This is a genomic window from Streptomyces agglomeratus, from assembly GCF_001746415.1.
Taxonomy (GTDB): domain Bacteria; phylum Actinomycetota; class Actinomycetes; order Streptomycetales; family Streptomycetaceae; genus Streptomyces; species Streptomyces agglomeratus.
In genome coordinates this window covers 6,030,098-6,056,000 of record NZ_MEHJ01000001.1, presented here as the reverse complement: position 1 = coordinate 6,056,000, position 25,903 = coordinate 6,030,098, and the positions used below count along the sequence as shown (strand labels likewise).

Genomic DNA, 25,903 nt, shown 5'->3' with positions numbered 1-25,903 from the left:
GTGGCGGAGCGCCCCGTGAGGCCGCACCGCCACCCGGGCCGCCCTACTCCCGCCGGTCGTCCACCCGTCGCGGCAGCCCTTGCGGGTTGTCGTCCCGCAGCTCCGCCGGCAGCAGCGCCTCGGGCGTCGACTGGTACGTGACCGGCCGCAGCCACCGTTCGACGGCCGTCGCCCCGACCGACGTGGACGTCGACGTCGTCGCCGGGTAGGGTCCGCCGTGGTGCTGGGCGGGGGCGACCGCCACGCCCGTAGGCCACCCGTTGACCAGGACGCGTCCCGCCAGCGGAGTCAGCTCCGCGAGAAGGTCCGCCCCGGTCGCGCCGTCACCCGCCAGCTCGTCCGTGGAGAGCTGGAGGGTCGCGGTGAGATTGCCCGGCAGCCGGGACAGCACGGCGCCGATCTCCGCCGGGTCCTCGTAGCGCGCCACCACCGTGACGGGCCCGAAGCACTCCTCCAGGAGCAGGTCGTGCGCACCCTCGGTCGCCAGCAGCCGCGCCGGTACGGTCAGGAAGCCCGCACTCACGGTGTGCTCGCCGCCCGCGCCCGGGGTCACCGGCGCTTCGGTGTCCGGGAGCCCGGCCCGTTCCCGCACGCCTTCCACGAACGCGTCCCGCATCCTGCGGTCCAGCATGACGCCGGGGTCGGTGTCGCTGATGGCGACGGTGAGGGACTTCACGAGCCGGTCGCCGGCCGCGCCGTCCGGGGCCAGCACGAAGCCGGGCTTGGTGCAGAACTGCCCCTCCCCGAGCGTCATCGAGCCCGCGAGCCCCGCCCCGAGCTGTTCGGCGCGTTCCTCCGCCGCGGCCCGCGTGATCACGACCGGGTTGAGGGAACCGAGTTCGCCGTGGAAGGGGATGGGGGCGGGACGGGCCGCCGCCGCGTCGAACAGCGCTCGTCCGCCGCGCACCGAACCGGTGAATCCGGCCGCCGCGATCAGCGGGTGCCGTACCAGTTCGACGCCCGCGTCGAAGCCGTGCACGAGGACCACCACGTCCTCGGGCAGGCCCACTTGGGCCGCTGCCCTGCGCAGTACGGACGCGCAGAGTTCGGAGGTGGCGGGGTGGGCGGGGTGCGCCTTGACCACGACGGGGCAGCCCGCCGCGAGGGCGCTCGCCGTGTCGCCGCCGGGCACCGAGAAGGCGAGCGGGAAGTTGCTCGCGGCGTAGACGGCGACGACGCCCAACGGGATCTTGTAACGGCGCAGGTCGGGCCAGGGCGGGGTTTTGGTGGCGTCCTCGTGGTCGATCCTGATGTCCAGGAAGGCGCCCTCGTCGACGACGTCGGCGAACGCCCTGAGCTGCGCCGTGGTGCGCGCGAGTTCACCGGTGAGCCGCGTCGGGCCGAGCGCGGTCTCGGCGTCGGCTGCCTCGACGACGTGCGGCGCCGCCTCGTCGAGCAGTTCCGCCGCCGTACGGAGCAGGGCGGCCCGCACCGTACGGTCGGCCAGAGCGGGCCGAGCGGCGTGCGCCGCCCGTACCGCGCGGTCGACCTCCTCTGCCGTCGCCTCCACCGCGACCTGCTCGCGCGGCTTCCCCGTTCGGGGGTCGACACTCCAGACTGGTGTTGCCTCCACCGTGGCGTCCTTCCAGCTGTTCGATATTCTGAACAGAGTTCCTGATACTGAATATGCTGGGACTCTATTAACGGACGTTCTGAACGGTCAAGAGTGGTCAAGAAGGGGCGAGGCTCAATGTCAACTGCCGATACGGGCGGTGCGCAGGTCAAATCGGCGGTGCGGACCGTGGAGTTGCTCGAATTCTTCGCCGGCCGCCCCGGCATGCACTCACTCGCCGCGGTCCAAGAGGCCGTCGGGTATCCCAAGTCCAGCCTCTACATGCTGCTGCGCACGCTCGTCGAGCTCGGCTGGGTGGAGACGGACGCCACGGGCACGCGGTACGGCATCGGCGTACGCGCCCTGCTGGTCGGTACGTCGTACATCGACGGCGACGAGGTCGTGGCCTCCGCCCGCCCCACCCTCGACCGGCTCTCCGACGACACGACGGAGACGATCCACCTGGCCCGCCTCGACGGTACGAACGTGGTGTACCTCGCGACCCGCCAGTCCCAGCACTATCTGCGCCCCTTCACCCGCGTCGGCCGCCGGCTGCCCGCGCACTCGACGTCGCTCGGCAAGGCGCTGCTCGCGACGCACACCGACGAGCAGGTGCGCAAGCTGCTGCCGGAGACCCTGCCGGCGCTCACCGAGCACACCATCACCGACCGCGAGAAGCTCATCGAGGAGCTGCACCTCGTACGCGAGCAGGGGTACGCCGTGGACCGCGAGGAGAACACGCTGGGTCTGCGCTGCTTCGGCGTCGCGATCCCGTACCGGACGCCGGCCCGCGATGCCATCAGCTGCTCGGTGCCGGTCGCCCGGCTGACGCCGGCGCACGAACAGATGGTCAAGGACGCCCTGTTCGACGCACGGGACCGGCTGACGCTCGCCACCCGGAGGCTCTGACTCCCGTCTCTCCCCCCGGCGACGGCGCCCTTGCCGTCACCTTCACCGGCCGAGCCCTCTCCCCCGCACGGGGGATGCGGATCACCACTGGGTGGGAGGTGCGGGCGCGGCCGGTCCGGGAGCGTGGGTGCCATGCCGCAGACCACGCTCGCTTCCCCGTCCCGGGGGCTTCCCCCGGTCCCCTCCGTCCGGCTGCGCGCCGCACTGCGCGCCGCCGCCGTCATCTCCTGCGTCCCGTACGTCGCGCTCAAGATCGCCTGGATCGCCGGCAGCCGCATCGGCATCCCCGACGGCAGCGTGCTCCTCGACCACCCCGGCCTGGTGGCCGCCGCCAACGGCGTCACGGTGCTGATGGACGCGGCCGTCGTCGTCCTGGCCCTGCTGCTCACCCAGGACTGGGGCCGGCGCGTCCCGGCGTGGCTCCTCGCGCTGCCCATGTGGGTGGCGACCGGGCTGCTGACGCCGATCGTGACCGGGTTCCCGCTCCAGGTGCTGGCGAAGGTGTTCACGGGCGCGCGGAGCGCACCGGCCGGCAGCGAACCGTTCCTCGCCGAATGGGTCTTCGCGATCGTCTACACCGGCTTCATCGTCCAGGGCCTCGCGTTGGGCACCTTGTTCGCGCTGTACGCCCGGGAGCGCTGGGGCCACCTGTGGCGGGGCCCGATCCGGGAACTGCCCGGCTCGGCGGTGGGACCGCGGCTGAGAGCGGCGGGTGTGGCCGCGGCCGTGCTCGCGGGGATCGTCGCCGTACCGCACGCCATTTGGGCCGCCGGTGCGACGACCGGACTGAACCGGGGCAGGATCGAGGGGCGTACGGCGGACTTCTACCTGCTCGAGGGCACCTACGTCCTGTTCGCCGCCGTCACGGCGGCCGGGGTTCTGGCGCTCGTTCTGCGGCGCGGTCACGGGCGGAGTCCGAGGACGCCCCTGGCGCTCGCCTGGGTGGGCTCGGCGGCACTCGGCTGCTGGGGTGGCTGGCTGCTCACCGCCGGGGCGCTGCCCGTGACCGATGCGGCCGATCGGTCCACCACGCTGATGCTGCTGACCTACGCTGTCCAGATGATCACCGGCCTGCTCGTCCTCGGGGCAGGAGCCTCCTTCCTGCGGGCGCGCGGCCAGTTGACGGGCGGACGGGTGGGGCGCGGGCAGGGAGGACGCGGGCAGATGGAGCAGGGGCAGGTGACGGACGGGCAGGTGACGGACGGGCACACGGCGCGCCGGCGGATACGGAGACGCGACGCGTGAGGCGGCTGTTCGGAGCGCGGGCCCGGCTGCGCTGGATCCATCTGATCCTCGGTGGTGCGCTGTCGATGCCGTACTTCCTCCTCGGCAGCGTCCTCGTCGGCCCGTTCATCGGCAACAGGAACGTGTTCACCTCCGCGTCCCTCCAGTTCGCCGCCTTCGGCGTCGCGCTGCCGATCGCCGCCCTCACCGCGTTCTTCCCCCTGGTGAGGCCCCTGTCGGTGGGAGCGGTACGGGCGTTGTGCGGGGTGCCCCGGGGACAGTTGGCCGACGGGCCCGCGCGGTCGGGGCAGGCCCGGATGCGGACCGCGGGCTGGTACACGCTGCACCTCGGGGTCGGGGGCATCATCAGCGGCATGACGCTCGCGGTTCCGCCGTTCGCGGGCACGCTGGTCATCCTGCCGCTGTTCACCTCGCTGCGCGGCGTCCCCCTCGGGCTGCCCGAAGTGCTGAACCACGCCTGGGCACTGGCGCTCGCCCCGCTCGCCGGGATCGCGATGCTGGTGGCGCTGGCGGCGTGCGCGGCACTGGCCGGGGAACTGCTGGCCCGCTGCGCCCCGGTGCTGCTCGGACCGACACCGGCCGACCGGCTCGCGGCGGCGGAGCGACGGGCCGCGGATCTGGCCGTACGCAACCGGCTGGCCCGCGAGCTGCACGACTCGGTGGGGCACGCGCTGAGCGCGGTCACGCTCCAGGCGGGCGCGGCGCGCAGGGTGCTGGACAGCGATGTGGAGTTCGTACGGGAGGCATTGACGGCCATCGAGGAGACCACCCGGCGCACGGTCGGTGAACTGGACGCCGTCCTGGGCCTGTTGCGCCAGGGTGAGGACGCCCACGGCGACCTGCCGGGGCCCACGCTGGACGTACTGGACGATCTGCTGGCCCGCAGCGGCGTAAAGGTCGCGTACGTGCAGGACGGTGATCCGGCCGCGCGGGCTCCCGAACCGGTGTCCCGCGAGGCGTACCGCATCGTCCAGGAAGGGCTGAGCAACGCCCTGAGGCACGGCGGCGCCGCACCGGTGTCGCTACGGATCGCCCTGTGCGGCGAGGAGTTGGAGATCGTGATGGAGAACCCGCTGTCCGTCAGGGCCCCGGTGGTTCGGCCCGGGGGCGGCCGGGGCCTGCCCGGCATAGCCGAGCGGGCCACCCTGCTCGGCGGCCACGCCGAAGCGGGCGCGCAGGGCGACGTGTGGCGGCTCACGGCCCGCCTGCCCGTCGGCAACGCGGGAGGGGAGCGATGAACGCGCCGGTCAGGATCGTACTGGCCGACGACGAGCGCATGGTGCGCACCGCGCTGCGCGTCATCCTCGACGCCGAGCCCGGCCTGGAGGTCGTCGGCGAGGCGGCGACCGGCGCCGAGGCCGTGTCGGTGGTGCGTGAGCTGCGGCCCGACGTGGTGCTGATGGACGTCCGCATGCCGGAGATCGACGGCATCCGCGCCACCGAGCAGATCCTCGGCGCCATGGAGGAGCCCCCGCGCATCGTCGTCGTCACCACCTTCGAGAACGACGCGTACGTGTACGACGCGCTGCGGGCCGGCGCCGCCGGGTTCCTGCTGAAGCGCGCCGCCGCGGAGGACCTGGTCCAGGCGGTGCGGCTGGTCGCGCGCAGCGACTCGCTGCTCTTCCCGTCCGCCGTCCGAGGGCTGGCCGCCGAGTACGCCGGGCGGCAGCCCGCCGCGCCGCCGCCCTGGGCCGCGCGGCTGACCGAACGGGAGGCGGAGGTGCTGCGGCTGATGGCGACGGGGCTGACTAACGCGGAGATAGCCGGCCGGCTGCGGGTCGGCCCGGCGACGGCGAAGACCCACGTGGCGGCCGTGCTGGCGAAGACGGGGGCGCGTGACCGGACCCAGGCGGTGATCGCGGCGTACGAGTCGGGCTTCATCACACCGCGCTGAGGAGGTCGCCGCCAAGATGAGGATTCTCTGAGAAACACCCCAGCGGGGAACGTAACCGCCCGTTCCGCTCGTCTCCCGTACGGGATGAACAAAACGATCAGGCACGCTTCGGTCTTCTGCCTGCTGATGGTGCTCGCCCTGCTGGTGCGGATCACCTGGGTGCAGGCATACCAAGGCCAGGCCCTCGCGGACGACAAGCACAACCGGCGGAACGTGATCGCGCAGTACGCGCAGCCGCTCGGGAACATCATCGTGGCCGGTTCGCCGGTCACCGGATCGAAGAAGACGGAGGGAAGCGATCTCGAGTACAAGCGGACCTACACGGACGGCGAGCTCTACTCGGCCGTCACCGGCTACAGCTCGCAGGCGTACGGAGCCACGCAGCTCGAAGGCATCTACAGCGACGTCCTGGACGGGACCGACAGCCGGCTGAAGAACCCGGCCGACCTCGTCATGGGCAAGCAGAGCGAGCCGGGGGACGTCGTGACGACCATCGACCCCGCCGTGCAGAAGGCGGCGTACGAGGCGCTGGGCGACAACAAGGGCGCGGCCGTCGCGATCGACCCGCGGACCGGCCGGATCCTGGGCATGGTCTCCACACCTTCGTACGATCCGTCGCGGATCAGCGGTACGAGGGACGGCGACGCCTGGGAGCGGCTGACCGGCGACCAGGACAAGCCGATGGTCAACCGGGCGCTGCGACAGCCGCTGCCGCCGGGCTCGACGTTCAAACTCGTGGTCGCCGCGGCCGCGCTGGAGGACGGGCTGCACGGGTCGGTGGACGAGCGGACGGACAGCCCGGACCCGTACACCCTGCCCGGCACGCGGACGGTCCTGCGGAACGAGAACGCGTCCGCTCCCTGCGAGAACGCGACGCTGCGCACCGCGCTCCAGTACTCGTGCAACAACGTTTTCGCGAAGCTGGCCGTCGACCTCGGCCAGGAAAAGGTGAAGGCGATGGCGGAGAAGTTCGGCTTCAACACCGAGAAGCTCGATGTGCCGGTGCGGGCCTCGGAGAGCGTGTACCCGTCCGGGATGGACAAGGCGCAGACGGCTCTGACGGGTATCGGCCAGTTCGACGTGACGGCCACGCCGCTCCAGATGGCCATGGTCTCGGCGGCCCTCGCCAACGGCGGGGAACTCGCCCAGCCGCACATGGTCTCCAAGGTGACGGACGCGGACGGCGACACCCTGGAGGACCTCGGGAACGCCGGCGGCGAGCGGGTCGTCTCGTCCTCCACCGCCGAGCAGCTGCGCAGCGCCATGGTCACGGTCGTCGAGGACGGCACGGGGACGAACGCGCGGATCGGCGGCGCCGAGGTGGGCGGCAAGACGGGCACGGCGCAGCACGGTGTCGCCAACAGCAAGACGCCGTTCGCGTGGTTCACGTCGTACGCGAAGGACAAGTCGACCGGCAAGGAGGTGGCGGTCGCGGTCGTCGTCGAGGACTCGGGTGCGGCGCGCTCGGAGGTCAGCGGCAACGGCCTGGCCGCCCCGATCGCCGAGAGGACGATGAGGGCGGCGCTCAGCCGCTGAGGAGGCCCCGGGCCGCCGGGCCGGCGATCGCGCCGCCCGGCGGCCCTGGAGCACGGCGAGGCTTCCGCGACTGCTTCGCCGTTACTGACCGGCCCAGCGTCTGACGGTCGCCTCCGCCTCGGTCCGCGCGGCGGGCGTCAGCTTCGAGATGAGCGCGCCGTGGTTGGTGTCCGGTGCGACGTAGAGGTGCGAGTCGTGCTTGCTGGGCTTGAACTGCTCGGCGCTCCACGGGTCGTTCTGCCCGTAGACGAACATCATCCGTTCGCCCCGGGTCGCCACCCAGCGGTCGACGTCCTTCATGACGCGGCCGTTGTACGCGGTACGCATGTCGGCGGGGAGCACCGAGTTGGGCTGGTAGATGTCCGGATACTTACGGACATCTCGCAAGTGCTTGAACTTCAGGTCGGCCCAGCCGAGCTCGGCGGCCGCCTGTCGGTAGTACGGTCCGCTGCCCTCGGCCCCGTTTCCCTGGTCCGCGTAGATGCTCAGACCATGGCCGAGCGACCACCGGTACAGCTCGTCGTCGGTCGCCTTTTCGGCGTCCGGGACGTCCGGGCAGTCGGTGTACGTACCGCTCTGCCAGAAGTTCCACACCTGGTCAAGCACCGAGAACTCGAAGGCGCGGTCGGCCGATCCGAGGTACGCGAAGGTGAGGTTCTGCTCCTTGGAGGTGGCCTCGAAGCGGGTCAGCATGGCGCCCCGCCGTACGAGCATCTCGCGCTGTACGGCGTCCAGAGCCGTCCGGCACTCGGGCGTCCCGACCGTCCTGAAGAAGTTCTCGTAGACACTGTCGTCACGGTTGTCCGCGTCGTTCGGTGCCACGTACGCGACGACCGCGTCCAGGTCCCCGGGGTAGAAGCGCTCGTGGTAGACCTGCGTCATGCCGCCCTTGCTCGCGCCGGTCCCGAGCCACTTCGTCCTGTAGATGCTCTTGAGCGCCTGGACGATGGCGTGTTCGTCGCTCGCCTGCTGCCAGACGTTCAGATCGCCCCAGTCGACGACCGCCGGGCGCGAGGCGTTGAAATAGCGGTGCTCCACGCTGACCTGGTTCGCGCCGAGCAGCGTGGTGATCTCGCGGGTGCCGGAGGACAGCCCGTATCCGCCGGTGTAGTGCACGACGGGCGCGGTCTCGGCCTTGTGCCAGAGCGTGAATCTCTGCTGGAAGGTGCCGCTGCCGGGGGCGCGGTGGTCGACGGGCTGCTCAAGCGTGAGCGTGTAGAAGGGGAAGCCGCCCTTGTCCGCCACCGAAACGACCGTCAGCCCCCGGACGCGCTCCAGCTTTTCGCGAATGCCGTCCACCGCAGCGCCGTCCACCGCCTCGGTACTGTCCGCCACGACCGGTGCGGCCCCGGCGGCGTGGGCCGGTTCAGCGGCGGAAGCGGGCGAAGAGGCCAGCAGACCGACGGCCGTTATGAGGCCGGCACAGAGCAGAGAAGGCAGCACCTTGGTGCGCACGCTGAAGTCCCCTCGGTCGGAGGTGATGCGATGGATGCGACGCGCCGCATGGTATGCGCTTTCGTACTGTGATCGGCCTCACTCCGGATCTTTGGCCTCCGTGTCAACCGGATGCGGGTTCCCGGGCGTATGCCCGGTGAGACCGAAGAGATCCAGGAGTGGTTGTTGACCGTCGAGGAGTTCGAAGAGTTCTACGCGCATACGGCGTCCCGCCTCATCGGGCAGCTGTACGTGATGCTCGGCGATCTGCACGAGGCCCAGGACGTCGTACAGGAAGCCTTCGTCCGGGGCTGGAGCCGGCGGCGTCAGCTCGACGGAGCCGGGGAGCCCGAGGCGTGGATCCGCACCGTGGCCTGGCGGCTGGCGGTGAGCAGATGGCGTGTGCGCCGCCGCTCGGCGGACGCCTGGCAGCGGCGCGGCGGCCCGCCGTCCGATCCGGGGCCCGGCCCCGAGCAGGTCGCGCTGGTCTCGGCGCTGCGCGAACTGCCGCCCAAGCAGCGGCGGACGGTGACGTTGCACTACCTGTGCGACCTGACGGTCGTACAGATCGCCGCCGAGACCGGTCTGTCCACCGGCACCGTCAAGACCCACCTGGTCCGGGGCCGGGCCGCTCTCTCCCACCTTTTGCAGGATCCGCGCACTGAGGAGGCCCACGGTGCCTGAGCCCCACGACCCGTTGAGGAACGCGTTCAAGGAAGCTGCCGCCTCCGGGCAGGCCCGTGCCCGGCCCGCGCCCGCCTCGGCGATCTCCGAGCGCGGCAGCCGCCGACACCGGCGACGCCTCGCGGCGGTGGCCGCCACCGCTTGCCTGGCCTTCGCCGGAACGGCCGCCGCGGCGGTGACGGCGCTGCTCCCGGGCGACGGCACGGGCACCGGTGTCCCCGCCCCCTCCCTGTCCGGCCTGCCGTCCGAGCTTCCGTCCGTCCTGCCCTCCGGCCTGCCGTCCGAGCTTCCGTCCGTCCTGCCCTCCGGGCTCCCGTCCGGGCTTCCGTTCTCTTCGACCTTCCCGTCCTCCTCCTCCACTTCGTCTCCTGCGCGCACCACTCCCCCGGTGTCCTCGCCGCCGCCCACGGGCACACGGACCGGTGAGCCGTCCGGAGAGCCGTCCGACACCCCTTCGAGCACGGTGCCCCCGGGCAGCCCGTGACCGCACCGGCGTCCGCGGACTGACCCGCCGCACCGAGCCCCCCGACCGCTCTCCCTCCCCTGCCCGCCGCATCGCCGCCGGGGCGATCCCGCATGCCCCGATGCCCGCACCAGGAGTACGACCATGGCCACGACGACCCCTCTGCGGCCCCCCGCGGAGCCCGCCCGTACTCCCGTGCGGGCAGGAACCGCACCCCACCGCCGCACTCCGACCCGCCGCACTCGGGCCGGCCGCCGGCGGACCGGCGCCGGGTCCTGGTTCAGAACCCCAACCGGAATCGGCATCGGAATCGGAACCGGCATCGGACGCGACGACCGGAATGTCCTGCTGCTGTACGTGCTCACCCGTGCCGGCATCTGGGCCACCGACTACTGCGTCCGGTGGCTGTTCGCCGAGGACCGCCGGGCCCGCGACGTACAGCCGGCGCCGACGTCGTGGGCCCAGTGGGACTGGTGGCACTACCTGCACATAGCCCAGAGCGGCTACTTCCCGGACGGGAGGGGGCCGTGGACGGACGACTGGGACAACAGGGAGGCGTTCTTCCCCGGCTTCCCTCTCGTCCTGCGCGCCGTGCACGTCGTGGTCCCCGACTGGACCGTCGCCGGCCTCCTCGTCTCCTTCGTCTCGGGCGCCGTGGCCGTGCTGGCCCTGGCCCGCATCGCACGCCTCCACTCGCCCGGCACCGAGGGCGCCCTCGGACAGCGCGCCGTGCTCTTCTTCCTGCTGTCTCCGTGCGCGGTGTTCCTGGCCGCCGGTTACACCGAGTCGCTCTTCCTCGCGCTCGCCCTGCCGGCCTGGCTCGCCGCCCGGCGCGGTGCCTGGCCGCTCGCGGGCATCCTGGCCTGCCTGGCCACCGGTGTCCGGGTCAGCGGGCTGTTCCTCGCGGCGGCGGTGGCGGTGCACTTCGTCGCCGACACCGACCTCCGCGAGCAGTGGCGCTCGATTCCGTGGATCGCGCTGCCCGCCCTGCCGCCCGCTCTCTACACCTGGTTCCTGCACGCGTACACCGGCGACTGGATGGCCTGGAACCACGCCCAGGAGCGCGGCTGGTACCGCGACTTCCACGCCCCCTGGGAGACGTGGCAGAACACCTGGCAGGCCGCCTTCGGGCACACGCAGACCACCGGCTACGCCGTCATGTTCCAGGCGGAGCTCCTCACCATGGTCGTGGGGCTGCTCCTGGTGGGAATGCTGCTGAGACGGCGCAGGTGGCCGGAAGCGGTCTACGTCGCGCTCAGCCTGTGGGCCCTCGGCACCTCGTACTGGTACACGTCCGTCCCGCGCGCCACGCTCCTGTGGTGGCCCATGTGGGTGCTGCTCGCGGCGTGGAGCCTGCGCCGCCCCTGGGTGCAGAGCGCGTACCTGTGCGTGGCCGCACCCCTGTCGACCGTCCTCGCCGTCGCCTTCCTGTCGGGACGCTGGGCGGGCTGACGGCCGACGAAGCGAAGTCCGCTGCCGACGCGGGTCACGGCTGGACCGTACGGTCCGTCATCCGGCCGGCCAGGACGGACTGCGACCCGCGCGCCCGACCACCCGGTCCAGGAGCGGCGCGTCCTCCGGCACCTCCACGGGCACGCCGAAGATCCCGTCGTCGTCCGGGGCGTCGCCGGTGGGCTCCAGCAGCTCGTACGACGACCGAAGGCTCGCGTCGTCCACGCTGTACACCTGGCCGGTGGCCCGGGCCAGGTCCCACCCGTGCAGGACGACCTCGTTGAGGGCGACGCGGCCCGCGACCTCGGCGGGCAGCGTGACGCCGCCCGCCCGGGTCGTGCCCTGCCAGGCGTCCGGATCGCGCCAAGCGGCGACGAGTTCGTCGAGCTGGCGCGGGAGGCGGGTGCGCCAGTCGTCGGCGAGCACGGGCATCCCGGCGTCGGGGGCGGTGTCCGTGGTCGGCCCCAGCTTCTTCCGTGCCGCGTCCCGGAAGGCGGCGGTGAGGCCGACGAGGTGCGCGAGGAGGTGGTGTACGGCGTACTTCTCGCAGGGGGTCGGGGCGGAGAGCCGGTCGTCGGTGACCCCGTCGAGGAGCTGGACGACCCGGCGGGCGGCCGGTTCGAAGTCGAGCGGGTACGGCGTGCGGTCCTGGACGGTCATGGGGCTGCCTCCGGTGGGCGGACGGTCTCTTCCCAGTAACGACCGCCCGCCGCCCGTGAACTCATCGGCGCGCCGGGGACCACTGCACCTTCCGGCCCCTGCTCACCCTGTCCGCACGGGCCGGGGTTCTCCGCCCGGGGCCGGGATCTCCGCACGGGCCCGGGATCACGCCGGGCCCGGGATCACGCCGGGCGGGACGCCTCGTACGCCGACCGGGTGAGGAAGGCGAGCCGTGCCCGCTTCTCCGGCAGGAAGACCTCCGGGAGGTCGACCTCCGGCATCACGATCTCCGGGCCGAGTTCGAACCCGGCCCGCTCCAGCCGCGCCACCGCCCTGGCGTTGCGCGCGTCCGGTTCCGCCACGATGCGCAGGTGCTCCGGGTCCGCGAACACGAAGCCGATCACGGCGGTCAGCAGGTTCGCCGTGAAGCCGCGCTCGGGGGCCGTCGCACCGCCCGCCGGTGCGCCCTTCCCGCCCGCGGGTCCGACGAGGATGTGCACCCCGAAGTCCCCCGGCCGGGCGTCGTAGCACTCGCTGACCCGGTCGGCCTCGGGGTCGTACGTCTGGAAGAGCGCGACGGGCGCGCCGTCCCGCAGGACCAGGTATCCGTGGTGCGTGGTGAGCGAGTCCAGGTGCGTGTAGATCTCCTCGACCTGTTCGACGGTCGCCTCGCCCATGCCCCAGAAGTGGGCCCGCTCCTCGGTGACCCAGCCGTGCAGCAGGGCTGCGTCGCGCGCCGGGTCCACGGGGACGAGGCGGACGGTCCCGAAGCCGTCGATCTCCTGCTCGTACACGGGCTCGGCGGTGATGGTCGCGGGCGTGGTCATCGGGACTCCTTGGTCAGACGGTTCCAGTCGGTGGTCACGGGGGCGAGTTCGCCCCGCAGCCACAGCGGCAGTTGGTCGTGGTGGTGCGGGTCGCCGGCGACGCCGGACGCGCCGAGTGGCACCACCCAGAGGCTGTCGTCGCGACGGGCGAGGTCCCATACGTAGCGGGCGGCCGGCCCCCGCGCGCAGCGGTCGGTGACGCCGGGGACGCTCGACGTGGACAGCACGCAGTCGTGGTCACCGGCCACGCCCGGCCATCCGCCGGGCGGCGCGGACGGCAGCGCCTGCCACGGCGCGAGGCGGTGCACGTCCCCCCAGGGCGCCGGCTCGCGGTCGTCGGCGGCGACCGCTTCGACGGCCGCGGCGACGATGCCGGGTCTGTCGATGCCGGGCAGCAGAGTGGTCGTCAGCAGGGTCTCCAGCGCGAATCCGACGCGCGACGTGAGGGCCAGCCAGGGCAGGAAGAGGCCGGGGTACGCCGGGTCCGCGACCGGCTCGGTCAGTGCGTCCAGGTCGGGGTGGGCCGCGATCCGCCGCACCACCTCGGTCCGTACGGCGGCGTACACCGTGGCGTCCGTGCTGCCCGCCTCCATCCGGCGGTCCCACGCGAGGAGCCGGTCGCGCAGCCGCGTCCCCGGCGCGCTGAGCCCTCGCAGCCCGGCGACCAGCTCCAGCAGCGGCCGGGCGGAAGCGAGATACGTGTCGGTGTGGACCGCGGCCATGTCCCCCGCTGCCCATTCCCGCGACCCGCCGAGCAACTGCCCGATGCGGTCCGCCCGGTACGGCGGGGCGAACTCGACGCCGAGCGGGGCGGCCAGGCCGCGCTGGTTGGCCATCACCGCGACGCCGTCGACGTCCGCGCGGGGCAGCGGCAGGTCCTCACCGCTCCAGGTGTACGCCGCCTCCCAGGCGGGTACGACGCGCAGCCCGTTGTCCCGGTGACGCAGCGGGACGCGGCCCGCGACCCGGTGCAGCAGCCCGCCCTCGGTGTCGGCGGCCTGTACGACGTTGACGGGCTCGACCCAGCGCTCGAACGCCCGGTCCACGTCGGCGACGGTGCGCGCCCTGAGCAGCGCGGGGAGCGCGGCGAAGCCGAGGTCCTCGTACACGCGGGCGGGGCAGCGCAGGCTGACCGTCAGGGCTTCGCCCGGACCGCCGATGATGACGGGGCCGCGTTCTGTCTCGACGACCTCGGTCTCGACGGGCTCGCCGTCCGCCACCGTGATGATCTCGGTGTGGACGGCGGCGGGCCGCCAGCCGTCCGGGCCGAGGGCCTCGACACCGTTGCCGTCGGGGGTGCGCCGCAGGCGCTCACGGTAGAGGTCCTGGTAGTCGGCCATGGCATTGGTGATCGCCCACGCCACGGTGGAGGCGTGGCCGAAGTGGGCGATGCCCGGGACGCCGGGGACGGCGAGGCCGACGACGTCGAACTCGGGGCAGGCCAGGCGGACCTGCTGGTAGACCCCGGGGTCCTCGATGAACCGGTGCGGGTCGCCAGCGATCAGCGGCGCGCCGGTGGCGGTGCGCTCACCCGTCACGAGCCAGCCGTTGCTGCCGCTGGTTCCGGGGCCGTCGGTGGCGAACAGGGTGATCGCCTCGTCGCCGAGCCTGCGGGCGACCTCGTCGCGCCACAGCTTGGTGGGGAAGCCGGCGAAGAGGATGTGCGTGGACAGCCAGATCCCGAGCGGCGTCCACGGCTCCCATGTGCCGGGAGCCAGTCCGGCGGCGGCGAACTCGGGCGCCCGCGCCGCGCCTTCGGCGAGCCCCGCGTTGACCCCTTCGACGTACCGCGTGATCCACGCGGCGGTGTCCGCGTCGAGCGCGCGGAAGCAGCGCCGGGCGGTGTCGTCCAGGCGGGACCGGCGGGCGAAGACGTCCCAGCCGACGGCGTCGGCGCCGAGGAAGGCGGCAGTGGTGCCCTGCGCGCGGTGCCGCTCGACCTCGATCTGCCAGGCGCGGTCGGTGGCGGCGTTGCGGCCCTGCGCGAAGGCGAGGTCGTGGGCGGTGTCGGCGCGGAGATGGGGAATTCCCCAGGCGTCCCGGAAGACCTCGGTGCTCACGTTGTTCCCCATCTGGAATCCACTGGTTTTAGGTAAGGCTGGCCTAACCTAATGGACCGCCTGCCGGGGAGCCAATCCGGGGTGCGGGACGGCGCCGGGCTCCCGGCCGACCGACTCCGTCGCCGACCCCCGTTGACCTGCCCGCCCCCGTCACGGGCCCGATGGCCCAAGTGGACCACCTGGCGTGCTCGTGGCGCCCGGTGCGGCGGGCCCGCCGCGCCGGCCGCGTGCTCATGGCCGCAGGGCGGCCCGCACGAGTCCGAGGTCGGCGTCGGAAGCCAACCCGGCGTGGTAAAGCCGCAGTTCGCTCGCCCCCCGCGCGGCCGCCCTGGCGGCGTCCGCGGCGAGCGTGCCGGGGCTGCCGCCCATGCCGGACACGACGCCGAGGTTGGCGGCGACGACGGTCGCGGCGCCGGGAGCCAGGCGCTCCACGAAGGGCGCGAGCAGCTCCGGGCCGTCTGCGCACGGCACCACCACACCGTCCGCGACCCCGAGGACGTGCCCGGGATCGACACCGGCGTTCGCCCCGCAGTGGTACGGCGACGGGTCGGCGTGCAGCAGCACCTGGAACCCCGGGGGCGCGGCGGCACGTACCGCCGCGACGGCCGATTCCTGGAGCGTACGGGCGGTCCGGGTGCGCCACGCGAGGGTCACGGCGGCGGCTTCGGTACCGATGAGCTTCTCCACGGCGGGCCATCCGGCGCCGGAGGAGCGCCCGCTCGCCCACGCGGGCTCCAGAGCGCGGCGGACGGCCGCCCGCAGTTCCTCGCCCGTCGAACCGAGTCCGGCGTACCCGGCCTCGCAGCCGGGACAGAAGCAGAGCGACATCAGGTACTGCGCCGCGTCGCCGAGCCCCACCCCCGCGATCTTGTCGTGCGCGTGGAGATGGGCCAGGCCGTACCAGCCGCAGGATTCCAGCTCGGTACCGCGCGCTCCGGGGCGTACGGCCGCCTCCGCCGCGAGTCGCGTCAGGTAGGCCCGGACGTCCGCCCGCGCGATGCAGGGCGCCCAGGGGTAGCGGTCGCCGTACGCGTTGACGACGGAGGTGTCCGGGAAGTCGGCGCCCAGGCGGGAGTTGTGGGCGAGTACGACCCACGAGTGCACGTCGAGTCCGGCCGCCGCGAGCGCTTCGGCGGCCTCGCCGTACGGGTCGGCACCCGGCGCCCAGTCCCCGGCGGCGTACGGCCGCAGCCTCTGCCCCGACCAGCGCTCCTCGTCCACCGGGTAGAGGACGGCGGCGTGTGCGGCGGTGACGACGCGGTGGCGGGGATGGCGCGGGGTCAGGGCGCGCGTCGAGTGGTAGGCGGAGGCGAGGGTGACCTGCTGGACGCCGAGGTCCGCGATGCGGGCGGTGGCGCCGGGGTCGCCGACGACGTCCCACGGGTAGAGGAAGGCGGCGGTCTTCACGCGCGCTCGCCACCGTCGGTGATGCCCGTAGCGGCGCCTGCGCCCGTGCCGGTGCCCGCGCCCGTGCCGCCACCGGTGCCGGTGCCCGCACCCGTGCCGCTGCCGGCTCCGCCGCCGCCTCCGATCAGGGCCCTTCCGCGCTCGATCAGCTCGGCCAGCATCTTGACGTGCGAGGGGTCCGGTTCGCTGAGCGGTGGCCGCACCTCGCCGACGTCGAGGCCGGCGAGACGCACGCCCGCCTTCACGAGCGAGACGGCGTACCCGCGGCCGAGATTGCGCAGCTCGACGAGCGGTCCGTAGAAGCCGTCGAGGAGGCGGTTCACCGTGTCGTCGTCGCCGGTGTTCAGGGCGCGGTGGAAGGCGAGCGCGATGTCGGGGGCGAAGCAGAAGACGGCGGAGGAGTAGAGCGTGACGCCGATACCCCGGTAGGCGAGGCCGGTGAGCTCGGCTGTGGGCAGGCCGTTGAAGTACAGGAAGGGGTGGCCGGGCGGCAGTTCGCGGCGTACGGCGCCGATGACGCGCTGCATCAGGTCGAGGTCTCCGTGACCGTCCTTGAGCCCGATGATGCCGGGGACGCGCGCGAGACCGACGACGGTCTCGGGGGTGAAGACGGCGTTGTCGCGCTGGTAGACGATGACGTCGAGCGAGGTGGCGGCGGCCAGTTCGGTGTAGTGGCGCAGCAGCCCTTCCTGGCCGGCGACCACGAGGTACGGGGGCATGGCGAGCAGGCCGTCGGCGCCCGCTTCCTCGGCGGCCCGCGCGTACTGGACGGCGAGCGCCGTGCCGTAACCGGCCCCGGCGACGACGGGTACCCGGCCGTCCGCCTCTGCCACGGCGGCGGCCACGCAGGTGCGGAATTCCTCCGGTGTCAGGGCGTGGAACTCGCCGGTGCCGCAGCAGGCGAAGACGGCGGCCGCCCCGGCCTCGATGCCGCCGCGTACGTGCGCGCGGAAGGTGTCGACGTCGATGCGGCCGTCCGGCCCGTACGCGGTCACGGGAAAGAAGAGCAGGCCGTCGAGTCGGCCGGCGAGCGGGGCTGAGGTCACGGGCGCTCCCTGGGCGTGCACCTTCATCCGTGCACAATTGTGATCTGCGTCTATATCCCTGAACGCCGTCACGCTAAAGCAGCCACCAGGGGCCGGTCAAGACAAGAAGCGCCGACGTGGAGGCGGATTGGGCGCCTCCGGGCGACACTTGACGGGGTTCGGCGCCACTCCCTAGCGTGTCCACGCATGTGAATGCAGTCCATGGATGCATCCGTGGTGCTGCTCCCGCGCAGCCATTTCGACCACCGCGTCATCGCGTACAGCGCCCCCGAGGAGACCTGCCGATGCCCGTACCCCGCACCGTCCTGCTGACCGGCGCCGCCGGGGGGCTCGGCACTCTGATGCGCGGCCTCCTTCCGGCGTACGGCTACACCCTGCGCCTCTTCGACGCGACCCCCATAGAAGGCGAGCCGGAGGCGATCAGCGCCGATCTGGCCGACAAGGAGGCGCTGCGCGAGGCCGTGCGCGGTGTCGACGCGGTCATCCATCTGGCGGGCATCTCGCTGGAGGCGCCCTTCGAGAAGATCCTGCGCTCCAACATCGAAGGGACGTACAACCTGTACGAGGCGGCCCGCGAGGAGGGCGTCGGCCGGATGGTCTTCGCCTCGTCCAACCACGCGGTCGGCTTCACCCCGGTCCCGGCCGAGGGCGAGCCGCTGATCCCCGTCACCACCCCGCACCGCCCGGACACCTTCTACGGCCTCTCCAAGAGCTTCGGCGAGGACCTGGCGCAGCTCTACTGGGATCTGCACGGCGTCGAGACCGTCTCGGTGCGGATCGGCTCCTGCTTCATGGAACCCAGCTCGGTGCGGATGCTGTCGATCTGGCTGAGCCCCGGAGACGCCGCCCGCCTCTTCCACGCCGCGCTCACCGCCGGGGACGTCGGCCACACCGTCGTCTACGGCTCGTCCGCCAACACCCGCCTGTGGTGGGACCTGACCTCGGCGCGGGCCCTCGGGTACGACCCGCAGGACGACTCGGAGCAGTACGCGGAGAAGCTCGTCGCGGAACACGGCGAGCTCGACCCGGACAACCCGGACCACGCCAACCTGGGCGGCCCGTTCTGCACCAGCCCGCCCCAGTGGCCGTACTGAGAAATAACGCGCGCCGGCGAGCGGCCGGCGGGCATGATGCCCCTCGTGCCACGACCTCATGGATTCGGTTACGAGCTTTTCGGCGACGGCCGCGTCACCATCACCCACCAGGGCCGGTCCGCCGGCACCCTGCGGGGCGCCCGCGCCGAGAAGTTCCTGGCCGAGGTCGCGGCGGGCGACGGCCAACTGGTCATGGCCCGCTGGACGGGGGCGTACAAACACGGCAACGAGCGGGCGGCGAAGAAGCACCCGCGCAACGCGTGGCAGTAAACGGGTGACAGTAAGGGAACGGCAAAGGCGTGCCGGTCGTTAGCTTTGGCATGACCGCAATGACCCCCGGCTCGAACATCCCGCTTCCCACCGCCCGCGTGGCCGTGGACGTAGCCGCCCCGGTGCGGCTCGACGTATCGGGCCTGCTGCTCACCGCCGACGGCAAGGTTCGCTCGGACGACGACTTCATCTTCTACAACCAGCCCGCCGGCCCGGGCGTCACCTACCGCTCCGGCGGCGGCGCCGCCCCCGACGCGATCGTGGTCGACACCTCGGCGGTCCCGCCGGGCATCGAGAAGATCGTGGTCACGGCGAGCCCCGACGCGGCGGGCCAGACCTTCCAGGGCGTCGAGCCCACCGCCACCGTGCGGGGCGCCGACGACGGTGCGGTGATCGCCACGTTCACCCCGCCGCAGCTCGGCTCCGAGACGGCACTGGTGATCGTGGAGATCTACCTCCGCAACGGGGCGTGGAAGGTACGCGCGGTCGGCCAGGGCTACGCCAACGGGCTGGCCGGCATCGCCACGGACTTCGGCGTCTCGGTGGAGGAGCCCGCCGCCCCAGCCGCCCCCGCGCCCGCCCAGGCCCCCGTGGCCCCGCCCGCGCCCCCGGTGGCCGATCCGCGGCTGGCGGCCGCTCCCGCGGCTCCCCCGGCCCCCGCGGCGCCTCCCGCCGCCCCGGCGAGCGGCAAGGTCAACCTCGACAAGGGCCGGGTCAGCCTCCAGAAGAACCAGACCGTCTCGCTGGTCAAGGGCGGCCGCCCGCTGCTGTCCCAGGTCAAGATGGGCCTCGGCTGGGAGCCCGCGTTCCGGGGCAAGGACATCGACCTCGACGCGTCCGTGATCGCGTACGACGGGAACCGCAAGCACCTCGACAGCTGCTACTTCGGCAAGCTGTCGATCCTCGGCGGCGCCGTCAAGCACTCCGGTGACAACCTCACCGGCGAGGGAGCGGGTGACGACGAGGTGATCACCGTCGACCTCGGCCGCATCCCCGCGGAGGCGACGGGACTGGTGTTCACGGTGAACTCCTTCACGGGACAGAAGTTCACCGAGGTGGCGAAGGCGTACTGCCGTCTGCTGGACGCGGCGACCGGTGAGGAACTGGTCCGCTTCGACCTGACGGGCGCCGAGCCGCAGACGGGGGTGATGATGGCGAAGCTGATCAAGCAGTTCTCTGGAGAATGGGAAATGACCGCGATGGGCGACTTCGTGAAGAGTCGCACCGTTCGCGGCATGGTCAAGCCGGCAGCCCAGGCCCTCTAGCGCTCTCGCGCCGGAGGGAACTAGAGCTTGGTCAGCTTGGTGAAGGGGCTCAGGATGCGGCCCTGGCGTCCGGCGAAGTCGATGAGAACGGCGGCTTCACCTTCGACGGCGATGACCCTCCCGAGACCGAACTGATCATGCGAAACCCGGTCGCCCACCTCGAAGACCTCGATCGGGGGGGCGTCCGCGGCGGGGACGTTGAAGGGACTGGACGGCAGGTAGCGCCGGGCTCCGGCTGACTTTGTCATTAGTTGAGAGTATGCGCCCCGCGAGGCCGCCACGCCATGCCCGTCCATGATCACTTCGCCCGGGGGCGGTCGGCGGCCCTCCCCGCCCCCGGTGACGGCGGCGCGGGGACGGCGGTGCGCGTGACGCCGCCGGAGGCGGGCGACCAGGCATTCCGGACGGAGGGTGACCGGACCGGTACGCGGCCGGAGTCCGGCCGGCCGCCCTGAGCTAAACCCGCGGAAAAGAACCTGGGCCGCGCGGCTCGCGCCGTGTCGCCCGCACCGTTTGCTGAGTGTCGATTCACACATGGCACATTGTTCCGAATCAGGCTCCACCGGGTTCCGATTCGGCCTCCGCCGGATGCCGTTCGTGATTCCGGGACCGGGGAGTCCGCGTATTCCGCGGCGCCGTCGCCCGCGGCGCGGGGCATCGCGGCAACGGAACAGCCGTCCCCCCGCGCCGCCTGCCGGGCGGCACCAATTCACCGCGAGAGGCACGTGAATTCCACCCCCGGAAGTCATCCGGAAATGATCTCCGGCCACTTCGGGAGGCGGCCGGCGACGAATTCCGGCAATGACCGCGGAGCGCTCGCCCCATGGCCGCCGCACACCCTGGTTCACCCTTTCGAATTCGCCTCACCCGAAAGTGCGGGTGGCGGACTCGACCGGCCGGACCGCAGGGGCGACGGGCAGTCGCTCCACCGCAACCGAACCGGCCGTTGTACGCGTCGCAGAGGGCATCCGGGACACTGGATCACATCACGATCACGATCGCGTACGACGACCACGACGCGTACGACCGGAGGGACCACGGCATGCCCGAGCACGCGGAGTACCGCATCGTCTCGCTGATCGGTGAGGGCGGTACGGGCCGGGTGCAGCTGGCACGCGACCCCGCCGGACGGCTGGTCGCCCTCAAGACCGTCCACGAACGGCTGACCGCCGCTCCGAGGTTCCTCGAACGCTTCCGCCGCGAGGCCGCCGCGGCTCTGCGCGTCCGCGGGCCGTTCACGGCGACGGTGTTCGACGCCGGTACGGAGGACGGGCAGTCCTGGCTGGCGGCCGAGTTCTGCGTCGGGCCGCCGATCGTGGAGACGATCACCACGACGGGGCCGCTGGGGCCGGCGGACCTCGGCACGTTCGGCTCGGCCGTCGCCGTGGCGCTGTCGGCCATCCACGGCGCGGGGCCCGCGCTCCTGGACCTCAAGCCGGCCCACGTTCTGATCACCCACCGCGGCCCGAAGATCATCGACTTCGGTACCGCGGGCCGGTCCGCGGGGCTGGACCCGGCCGGCTCGGGCTTCCTCGGCTTCGTCGCTCCCGAGCTGCTCGTGCCCGGCAGCCGGGCGGACACACCCGCCGACGTGTTCGCACTCGGCGCGCTGCTCGCGCTGTCCAGCACGGGCCGCAATCCGTTCGGGTCGGGCAGCGCCGAGCGGGTGACGGAGCGGACCCTGCACGACGCCCCCGACCTCGTCGGCGTACCGGGGGCGGAGTGGCCGGGCTTCCTCGCCGCCTGCCTGGCCACCGCCCCGGCCGACCGGCCGAGCATGCCCGAGGCCCTCGCCTGGTGCGCGGAGCGCGCCGCCCCCGTGCCGTGGTGGGAGCAGGAGGCGGCGGCCGGCCTGATCAGCGAGTACGAGGAGCACCTGGGCGAGCTCCTCGCGGTCAGCGCGGGCGACGGCGCCGCCACGGACCGGTGATGGCCAGCAGGATGCCCGGGTTCTGGATGTTGGCGTAGAGCGTCTTCCCGTCGGGCGAGAAGACGACCCCGGCGAACTCGCTGAACTGCGGTTCGGCGTCGGTGCCCACGTTGAGCTCGTTGCGGGCGATGGGGTACGTACGGCCGCTCTCCGTGGCGCCGAAGAGGTGCTGGCCGCCGTCGCCGTCCTCCGCGAGGACCAGGCCGCCGTACGGGGAGACGGTGATGTTGTCCGGGCCGTCGAACTGCCCGCCCGTACCGATCAGCACCTTGAGCGTGAGCGTGCGGCGCCTGGGGTCGTAGAACCACACCTGGCCGTCGTGCGGCTCGCCGGGGCTCTCGTCGCGGGCGTACGACGAGACGATGTACGCGCCGCCGTCGGCCCACCACATGCCTTCGAGCTTGCGGGCCCGCGTGATGTCACCGTCGTCGAACTGCTCGCGCACCGGGACCGTCCTGCCGTCCCGGTCCGGTACATCGATCCAGTCGACGCCGTAGACCGTGCCGATGCGTGTGGCACGCGACAGGTCGTCGACGAACCGGCCGCCGGAGTCGAAGCACTTGGGCGCCTGGAGGGTGCCCGCGTCGTCGGCGAGCCTGCGCAGCTGTCCCCGGCCGTGCTTGAAGCCGTGCGGCGGGACCCAGCGGAAGAGCAGCCCGTTGGGCTCCGAGTCGTCCTCGGTGAGGTAGGCGTGGCCGCGCTTGGGGTCGATGACGACGGCCTCGTGGTCGAAGCGGCCGAACGCCTTGACTGGCTTGGGGTTCAGGTTGGCACGGCGGTCGTACGGATCGACCTCGAAGACGTAGCCGTGGTCCTTGGTCATGCCGTTCTGGCCGGCCCGGTCGGAGTTCTCCTCACAGGTCAGCCAGGTGCCCCAACTGGTGCTGCCACCGGCGCAGTTGGTGGAGGTTCCCGCGATGCCGACCCATTCGGCGACCTCGCCGCCGCGGTGCACCTCGACGACCGTGCAGCCGCCGGACGCGGCCGGGTCGTACACCAGGCCCTCGGTGAGCGGCACGGGGTGCTTCCACTTGGAACGCACGCCCTTGAGCTCGTGGTTGTTGACGAGGAGCGTCGTGCCGCGCGGGCCCTCGAAGGCGGCGGTGCCGTCGTGGTTGGACGGCGTGTATTCGCCGGACTCCAGTGTCGTGACACCGGAGTGCGTGATGATCCGGTACGAGAAGCCCGCCGGGAGGGCCAGGATGCCCTCGGGGTCGGGGACGAGCGGCCCGTAGCCGGGGCCGTGCCCGCGCGTGCCGGCCTCGTCGCCCGCGTCCCCGGTGTCGGGCGCGTCGTCGGCGGCGAGCGCTCCCGGCGCGGTGGCGAGCGCCCCGACGCTGCCGACGAGCGCGACGGATGCGCCGGTCAGCGCGGAGCGTCTGGCGAAGTCCCTGCGGGTGATCGTCATGCGTACCTCCTGAGGCCCGTGAGGGGCACGTGTTTTCGGCCCCAGGCTCGCGCGCGCGTATAAACGGGGGCTGAACAGCGCCCGTCGTACGAGAGGCCACCGTCATGCACCTGCCCCCGCACACTCCTGCGCGTCTGCCCGCTTCCGGCCGCCGCGTCCTCGTCAGCGGCGCGTCGCGCGGCCTGGGCCGGGCCGTCGCCCACGCCTTCGCGGCGGGCGGCGACCGGGTCGCCGTCCACTACGGCTCGCGGCGCGAGGAAGCGCGGCAGACCCTGGAGGGGCTCCCCGGTACGGGCCATGTGCTGGTCGGCGGCGACCTGTCCGACCCGGCGGGCGCGGCGGCGGTCGCGGACCGGGCGGCGGAGGGGCTCGGCGGCATCGACGTCCTGGTGAACAACGCGGCCGTCAACGAGCGCCACCCCCTCGCGGAGACGCCGTACGACGCGTGGGCGGCCGCGTGGCAGCGCCATGTGTCCGTCAACCTGCTCGCCACGGCGAACCTGAGTCACCTCTCGGCCCGCCGGATGATCGACCAGGGCACGGGCGGGCGGATCGTCAACATCGGCTCGCGCGGGGCGTTTCGCGGGGAGCCGGACCACCCGGCGTACGGAGCGACGAAGGCGGCGGTGCACGCGCTCGGCCAGTCGCTGGCGGTGTCCCTCGCGCCGTACGGCATCGGGGTGGCGTCCGTCGCCCCGGGGTTCTTCGACACCGAGCGCGTGGCGGACCGGCTGAGCGGGGCGGAGGGCGAGGCGATCCGCGCCCAGAGCCCGTTCGGGCGGGTCGCGACGGCTCAGGAGATCGCGGGCGCGGTGGTGTGGCTGGCGTCGCCGGGCGCGGAGTGGTCTTCCGGGGCGGTGCTGGACCTCAACGGGGCTTCGTACCTGCGCACTTGAGGCAGCGGCGGGCCCTGTGCCCGGGGACGGGCCGGACAGCTTCCGTGCGGTCCGGTCCCTCCGGCGTTCGAGAGCGGGGTCCGTGGCAGCGGCCCCGGTTGCGGGAAGGGGCGGAGAGGGACGGGAAGGGGCGGGGAGGGGCGGGGAGGGGAGGGGAGGGGGTCGGCGCCGAAGCGACCCGCGGCCCTCCTCACACACCCGCGCCCCGCCCGACGCACGCGCGCCCCCACCCCCACTCACCCGCGCCGCACACTCCACGCACCCGCGCCGCCATCCCTCAACCCGCCCGGCGGGACCTCGCCTTGAACGCCGCCTTGCGTGCTTCCTTCGCCGCCTTCTTGTCCGGGTGCAGTCGGCCCATCGCCTCCAGGACGTCCGCCGTGGCCGGGTGGTCCACCCGCCACGCCGCGTCGAAGAAGCCGCTGTGCCGGCCGGTCAGCCCCGCCACCAGGCCCTGGAGCTCGTCCGGTTCGCCGGCCGCGTCGAGCTGCGCCGCGATCGTGTCGATCGCGAGCCAGAAGATCATCGGCTCGGGCGGCGGCGGCACGTCCGACGCGCCGTGCTCGGCGAGCCAGACCCGCGCCAGGCCGCCCAGTTCCGCGTCGTCGAGCACCTCGCGGACCGCGTCCTCCGCCTCCTGGCCGACCAGCGACAGCGCCTGCTGACTGCGCAGCCTGCGCAGCGGCGCGCCCTTGTCGGTACCCCGCGCTGCGGCGAGCAACTCCCGCGCCGCCGCCGCCGGTTCGCGCCGGGCCAGCCACAGTTGCGTCTCGGCGCCGGCCGACACCTCGGGGAAGTACGCGATGCCGTCGAGCAGTGCCTCGGCGCCCTTGTCCGCGAGATCGCCGACCGCGGGCGCGTCCATGCCCGCTTCGAGCATGCGGGCCCTGACCCCGTACAGACCGAGCGGGGTCAGCCCCACCATTCCGTACCGGGACACGTCCTCGTCGTCGACGGGCGGCTCGGGCTCCGCTCCCTCCTCCGCCATCAGCGCCTCGTCCACCGGCCGGTAGACGACGAGCCCGATCGGCTCCAGTACCCGGAACTGGTCGTCGAGCCGCATCATGGCGTCCGACACCTGCTCCAGTACGTCGTCGGTGGGCTCGCCCATGTCCTCCGGCACGATCATCGAGGCGGCGAGCGCGGGCAGTGGAACCGGCCCTTCCACCGCCCCCTCGGAGACGGTCAGCAGGTACAGGTTCCCGAGCACGCCCTCCAGGAACTCCGCTTCCGCCTCCGGGTCCCAGTCCAGCGCGTCGAGGTCGATCTGTCCGTCCTCGTCGATGGCTTCGGCGAGGTCGTCCAGGACCGGCGCCGTCGCGTCGGCGAAGACGGCGTCGAAGGCGTCGAGCCAGATGGCGAGTACGTCCTGGGGGCTTCCGGCGGTGAGCAGCGTCAGGTTCTCCCCGGCCGTGACGGCGGCGACCGCGTCGGCGTCACCTTCCACGCCCTCCACGCCTCCGGCGCCCTCCTCGGCGTCCGTCACCTCGACCAGCCCCGTGTCGACGGCGAGCCGCCATGCCTCGCTCGCCTCGGCCGCACCCTCCTCGTCGGCGCTGAGCCCGAGGTGCCCGGCGGCCTTCGGGAGTTGCTCGTCGACGAGTTCGCCGCCCGCGCCGACCCGGGTCGCGGGACCCGCCCACCGGGCGAGCCGCGCGGCACGTGCGAGCAGCGGTGAGGTGAGCGCCTCCCGCGCCAGTTCGGCGTCGGAGTGGAGCCGCACCGGCGGCAGGGTCGGGCGGTCACCGGACATCTGGGGGTTCTCCTTGGCGCATACGGGTCGGGCGGCCCCCAGCGTAGACGTAATCGCCCCTGCACCACCGGCTTCATGTACCCGTCAGGACCCGTACACCCGGCGGCCCTTGACAACC

At 72.8% G+C, this 25,903-nt stretch carries 24 protein-coding genes; 14 read left to right on the top strand and 10 right to left on the bottom strand.

What is annotated here, in order from left to right:
* Positions 1 to 43: 43 nt before the first annotated feature.
* Positions 44 to 1,573, bottom strand: a complete 1,530-nt coding sequence (locus AS594_RS26395) for an aldehyde dehydrogenase (NADP(+)) (RefSeq protein WP_079144395.1) — start codon at positions 1,571 to 1,573, stop codon at positions 44 to 46.
* Between the two features lie 117 nt (positions 1,574 to 1,690).
* Between AS594_RS26395 and AS594_RS26390 the strand changes: the two genes are divergently transcribed.
* From AS594_RS26390 to AS594_RS26370, 5 genes are all read left to right on the top strand, one after another.
* Positions 1,691 to 2,461: an IclR family transcriptional regulator gene (locus AS594_RS26390; RefSeq protein WP_069929348.1), complete on the top strand. Its 771-nt coding sequence runs from the start codon at positions 1,691 to 1,693 to the stop codon at positions 2,459 to 2,461.
* Positions 2,462 to 2,593: 132 nt separating this feature from the next.
* Complete coding sequence (locus tag AS594_RS26385; protein ID WP_069935428.1) at positions 2,594 to 3,706, top strand: hypothetical protein; 1,113 nt, start codon at positions 2,594 to 2,596, stop codon at positions 3,704 to 3,706.
* The gene (locus AS594_RS26380) at positions 3,703 to 4,944 is read left to right on the top strand and encodes a sensor histidine kinase (RefSeq protein ID WP_069929346.1); all 1,242 of its coding nucleotides are present in this window, start codon (positions 3,703 to 3,705) and stop codon (positions 4,942 to 4,944) included. The genes AS594_RS26385 and AS594_RS26380 overlap by 4 nt, the downstream gene beginning before the upstream one ends.
* A complete protein-coding gene (locus AS594_RS26375; protein WP_069932161.1) occupies positions 4,941 to 5,600 on the top strand; it encodes a response regulator transcription factor in 660 nt (219 codons plus the stop codon). The genes AS594_RS26380 and AS594_RS26375 overlap by 4 nt, the downstream gene beginning before the upstream one ends.
* Positions 5,601 to 5,684: 84 nt before the next feature.
* Complete coding sequence (locus AS594_RS26370; RefSeq protein ID WP_069929344.1) at positions 5,685 to 7,136, top strand: peptidoglycan D,D-transpeptidase FtsI family protein; 1,452 nt, start codon at positions 5,685 to 5,687, stop codon at positions 7,134 to 7,136.
* An 81-nt stretch (positions 7,137 to 7,217) separates the two neighbouring features.
* Here AS594_RS26370 and AS594_RS26365 read toward each other — a convergent pair whose 3' ends face one another.
* On the bottom strand, positions 7,218 to 8,591 hold the full coding sequence (locus AS594_RS26365; protein ID WP_069932162.1) for an alpha/beta hydrolase family protein: 1,374 nt from the start codon (positions 8,589 to 8,591) through the stop codon (positions 7,218 to 7,220).
* 129 nt (positions 8,592 to 8,720) lie between these two features.
* Between AS594_RS26365 and AS594_RS26360 the strand changes: the two genes are divergently transcribed.
* From AS594_RS26360 to AS594_RS26350, 3 genes are all read left to right on the top strand, one after another.
* Positions 8,721 to 9,254, top strand: a complete 534-nt coding sequence (locus AS594_RS26360; RefSeq protein ID WP_167368047.1) for a SigE family RNA polymerase sigma factor — start codon at positions 8,721 to 8,723, stop codon at positions 9,252 to 9,254.
* Positions 9,247 to 9,738: a hypothetical protein gene (locus AS594_RS26355; RefSeq protein WP_069929342.1), complete on the top strand. Its 492-nt coding sequence runs from the start codon at positions 9,247 to 9,249 to the stop codon at positions 9,736 to 9,738. Before AS594_RS26360 ends, AS594_RS26355 begins: the two co-directional genes overlap by 8 nt.
* 123 nt (positions 9,739 to 9,861) lie before the next feature.
* Complete coding sequence (locus AS594_RS26350; RefSeq protein ID WP_079144396.1) at positions 9,862 to 11,169, top strand: mannosyltransferase family protein; 1,308 nt, start codon at positions 9,862 to 9,864, stop codon at positions 11,167 to 11,169.
* A gap of 57 nt (positions 11,170 to 11,226) precedes the next feature.
* Here the strand turns inward: AS594_RS26350 and AS594_RS26345 are convergent, their stop codons facing one another.
* The 5 genes from AS594_RS26345 to AS594_RS26325 form a co-directional block, all read right to left on the bottom strand.
* Positions 11,227 to 11,829, bottom strand: a complete 603-nt coding sequence (locus AS594_RS26345) for a TIGR03086 family metal-binding protein (protein ID WP_069929341.1) — start codon at positions 11,827 to 11,829, stop codon at positions 11,227 to 11,229.
* Between the two features lie 182 nt (positions 11,830 to 12,011).
* Positions 12,012 to 12,656, bottom strand: coding sequence for a GNAT family N-acetyltransferase (locus AS594_RS26340; RefSeq protein ID WP_069929340.1), 645 nt, complete (start codon positions 12,654 to 12,656; stop codon positions 12,012 to 12,014).
* Positions 12,653 to 14,728, bottom strand: coding sequence for a penicillin acylase family protein (locus AS594_RS26335; protein WP_069929339.1), 2,076 nt, complete (start codon positions 14,726 to 14,728; stop codon positions 12,653 to 12,655). The genes AS594_RS26340 and AS594_RS26335 overlap by 4 nt, the downstream gene beginning before the upstream one ends.
* Positions 14,729 to 14,947: 219 nt before the next feature.
* Positions 14,948 to 16,123, bottom strand: a complete 1,176-nt coding sequence (locus tag AS594_RS26330; RefSeq protein ID WP_069929338.1) for a hypothetical protein — start codon at positions 16,121 to 16,123, stop codon at positions 14,948 to 14,950.
* The gene (locus AS594_RS26325) at positions 16,120 to 17,169 is read right to left on the bottom strand and encodes a 5-dehydro-4-deoxyglucarate dehydratase (RefSeq protein WP_079144819.1); all 1,050 of its coding nucleotides are present in this window, start codon (positions 17,167 to 17,169) and stop codon (positions 16,120 to 16,122) included. The genes AS594_RS26330 and AS594_RS26325 overlap by 4 nt, the downstream gene beginning before the upstream one ends.
* Positions 17,170 to 17,453: 284 nt before the next feature.
* Here AS594_RS26325 and AS594_RS26320 point away from each other — a divergent pair, with 284 nt between their 5' ends.
* The 3 genes from AS594_RS26320 to AS594_RS26310 are packed head-to-tail and all read left to right on the top strand — an operon-like array spanning position 17,454 to position 19,798.
* Entirely contained in the window at positions 17,454 to 18,263 is an 810-nt protein-coding gene (locus AS594_RS26320; RefSeq protein ID WP_069929337.1) for an NAD-dependent epimerase/dehydratase family protein, read from the top strand.
* Positions 18,264 to 18,308: 45 nt separating this feature from the next.
* Positions 18,309 to 18,533, top strand: a complete 225-nt coding sequence (locus AS594_RS26315) for a hypothetical protein (RefSeq protein WP_069930797.1) — start codon at positions 18,309 to 18,311, stop codon at positions 18,531 to 18,533.
* A 50-nt stretch (positions 18,534 to 18,583) separates the two neighbouring features.
* Positions 18,584 to 19,798: a TerD family protein gene (locus tag AS594_RS26310; RefSeq protein WP_176733092.1), complete on the top strand. Its 1,215-nt coding sequence runs from the start codon at positions 18,584 to 18,586 to the stop codon at positions 19,796 to 19,798.
* Between the two features lie 20 nt (positions 19,799 to 19,818).
* Here the strand turns inward: AS594_RS26310 and AS594_RS26305 are convergent, their stop codons facing one another.
* A complete protein-coding gene (locus AS594_RS26305; protein WP_028814330.1) occupies positions 19,819 to 20,046 on the bottom strand; it encodes a hypothetical protein in 228 nt (75 codons plus the stop codon).
* 36 nt (positions 20,047 to 20,082) lie between these two features.
* Here AS594_RS26305 and AS594_RS44770 point away from each other — a divergent pair, with 36 nt between their 5' ends.
* A complete protein-coding gene (locus AS594_RS44770; protein WP_167368046.1) occupies positions 20,083 to 20,253 on the top strand; it encodes a hypothetical protein in 171 nt (56 codons plus the stop codon).
* Positions 20,254 to 20,840: 587 nt separating this feature from the next.
* A complete protein-coding gene (locus tag AS594_RS26300; protein WP_167368045.1) occupies positions 20,841 to 21,728 on the top strand; it encodes a serine/threonine-protein kinase in 888 nt (295 codons plus the stop codon).
* Here AS594_RS26300 and AS594_RS26295 read toward each other — a convergent pair.
* A complete protein-coding gene (locus tag AS594_RS26295; protein WP_069929334.1) occupies positions 21,694 to 23,136 on the bottom strand; it encodes an alkaline phosphatase PhoX in 1,443 nt (480 codons plus the stop codon). The genes AS594_RS26300 and AS594_RS26295 overlap by 35 nt on opposite strands.
* 104 nt (positions 23,137 to 23,240) lie before the next feature.
* Between AS594_RS26295 and AS594_RS26290 the strand changes: the two genes are divergently transcribed.
* The gene (locus AS594_RS26290; protein WP_069929333.1) at positions 23,241 to 24,032 is read left to right on the top strand and encodes an SDR family NAD(P)-dependent oxidoreductase; all 792 of its coding nucleotides are present in this window, start codon (positions 23,241 to 23,243) and stop codon (positions 24,030 to 24,032) included.
* Between the two features lie 277 nt (positions 24,033 to 24,309).
* Here the strand turns inward: AS594_RS26290 and AS594_RS26285 are convergent, their stop codons facing one another.
* Complete coding sequence (locus AS594_RS26285; RefSeq protein WP_069929332.1) at positions 24,310 to 25,785, bottom strand: hypothetical protein; 1,476 nt, start codon at positions 25,783 to 25,785, stop codon at positions 24,310 to 24,312.
* Between the last annotated feature and the right edge of the window lie 118 nt (positions 25,786 to 25,903).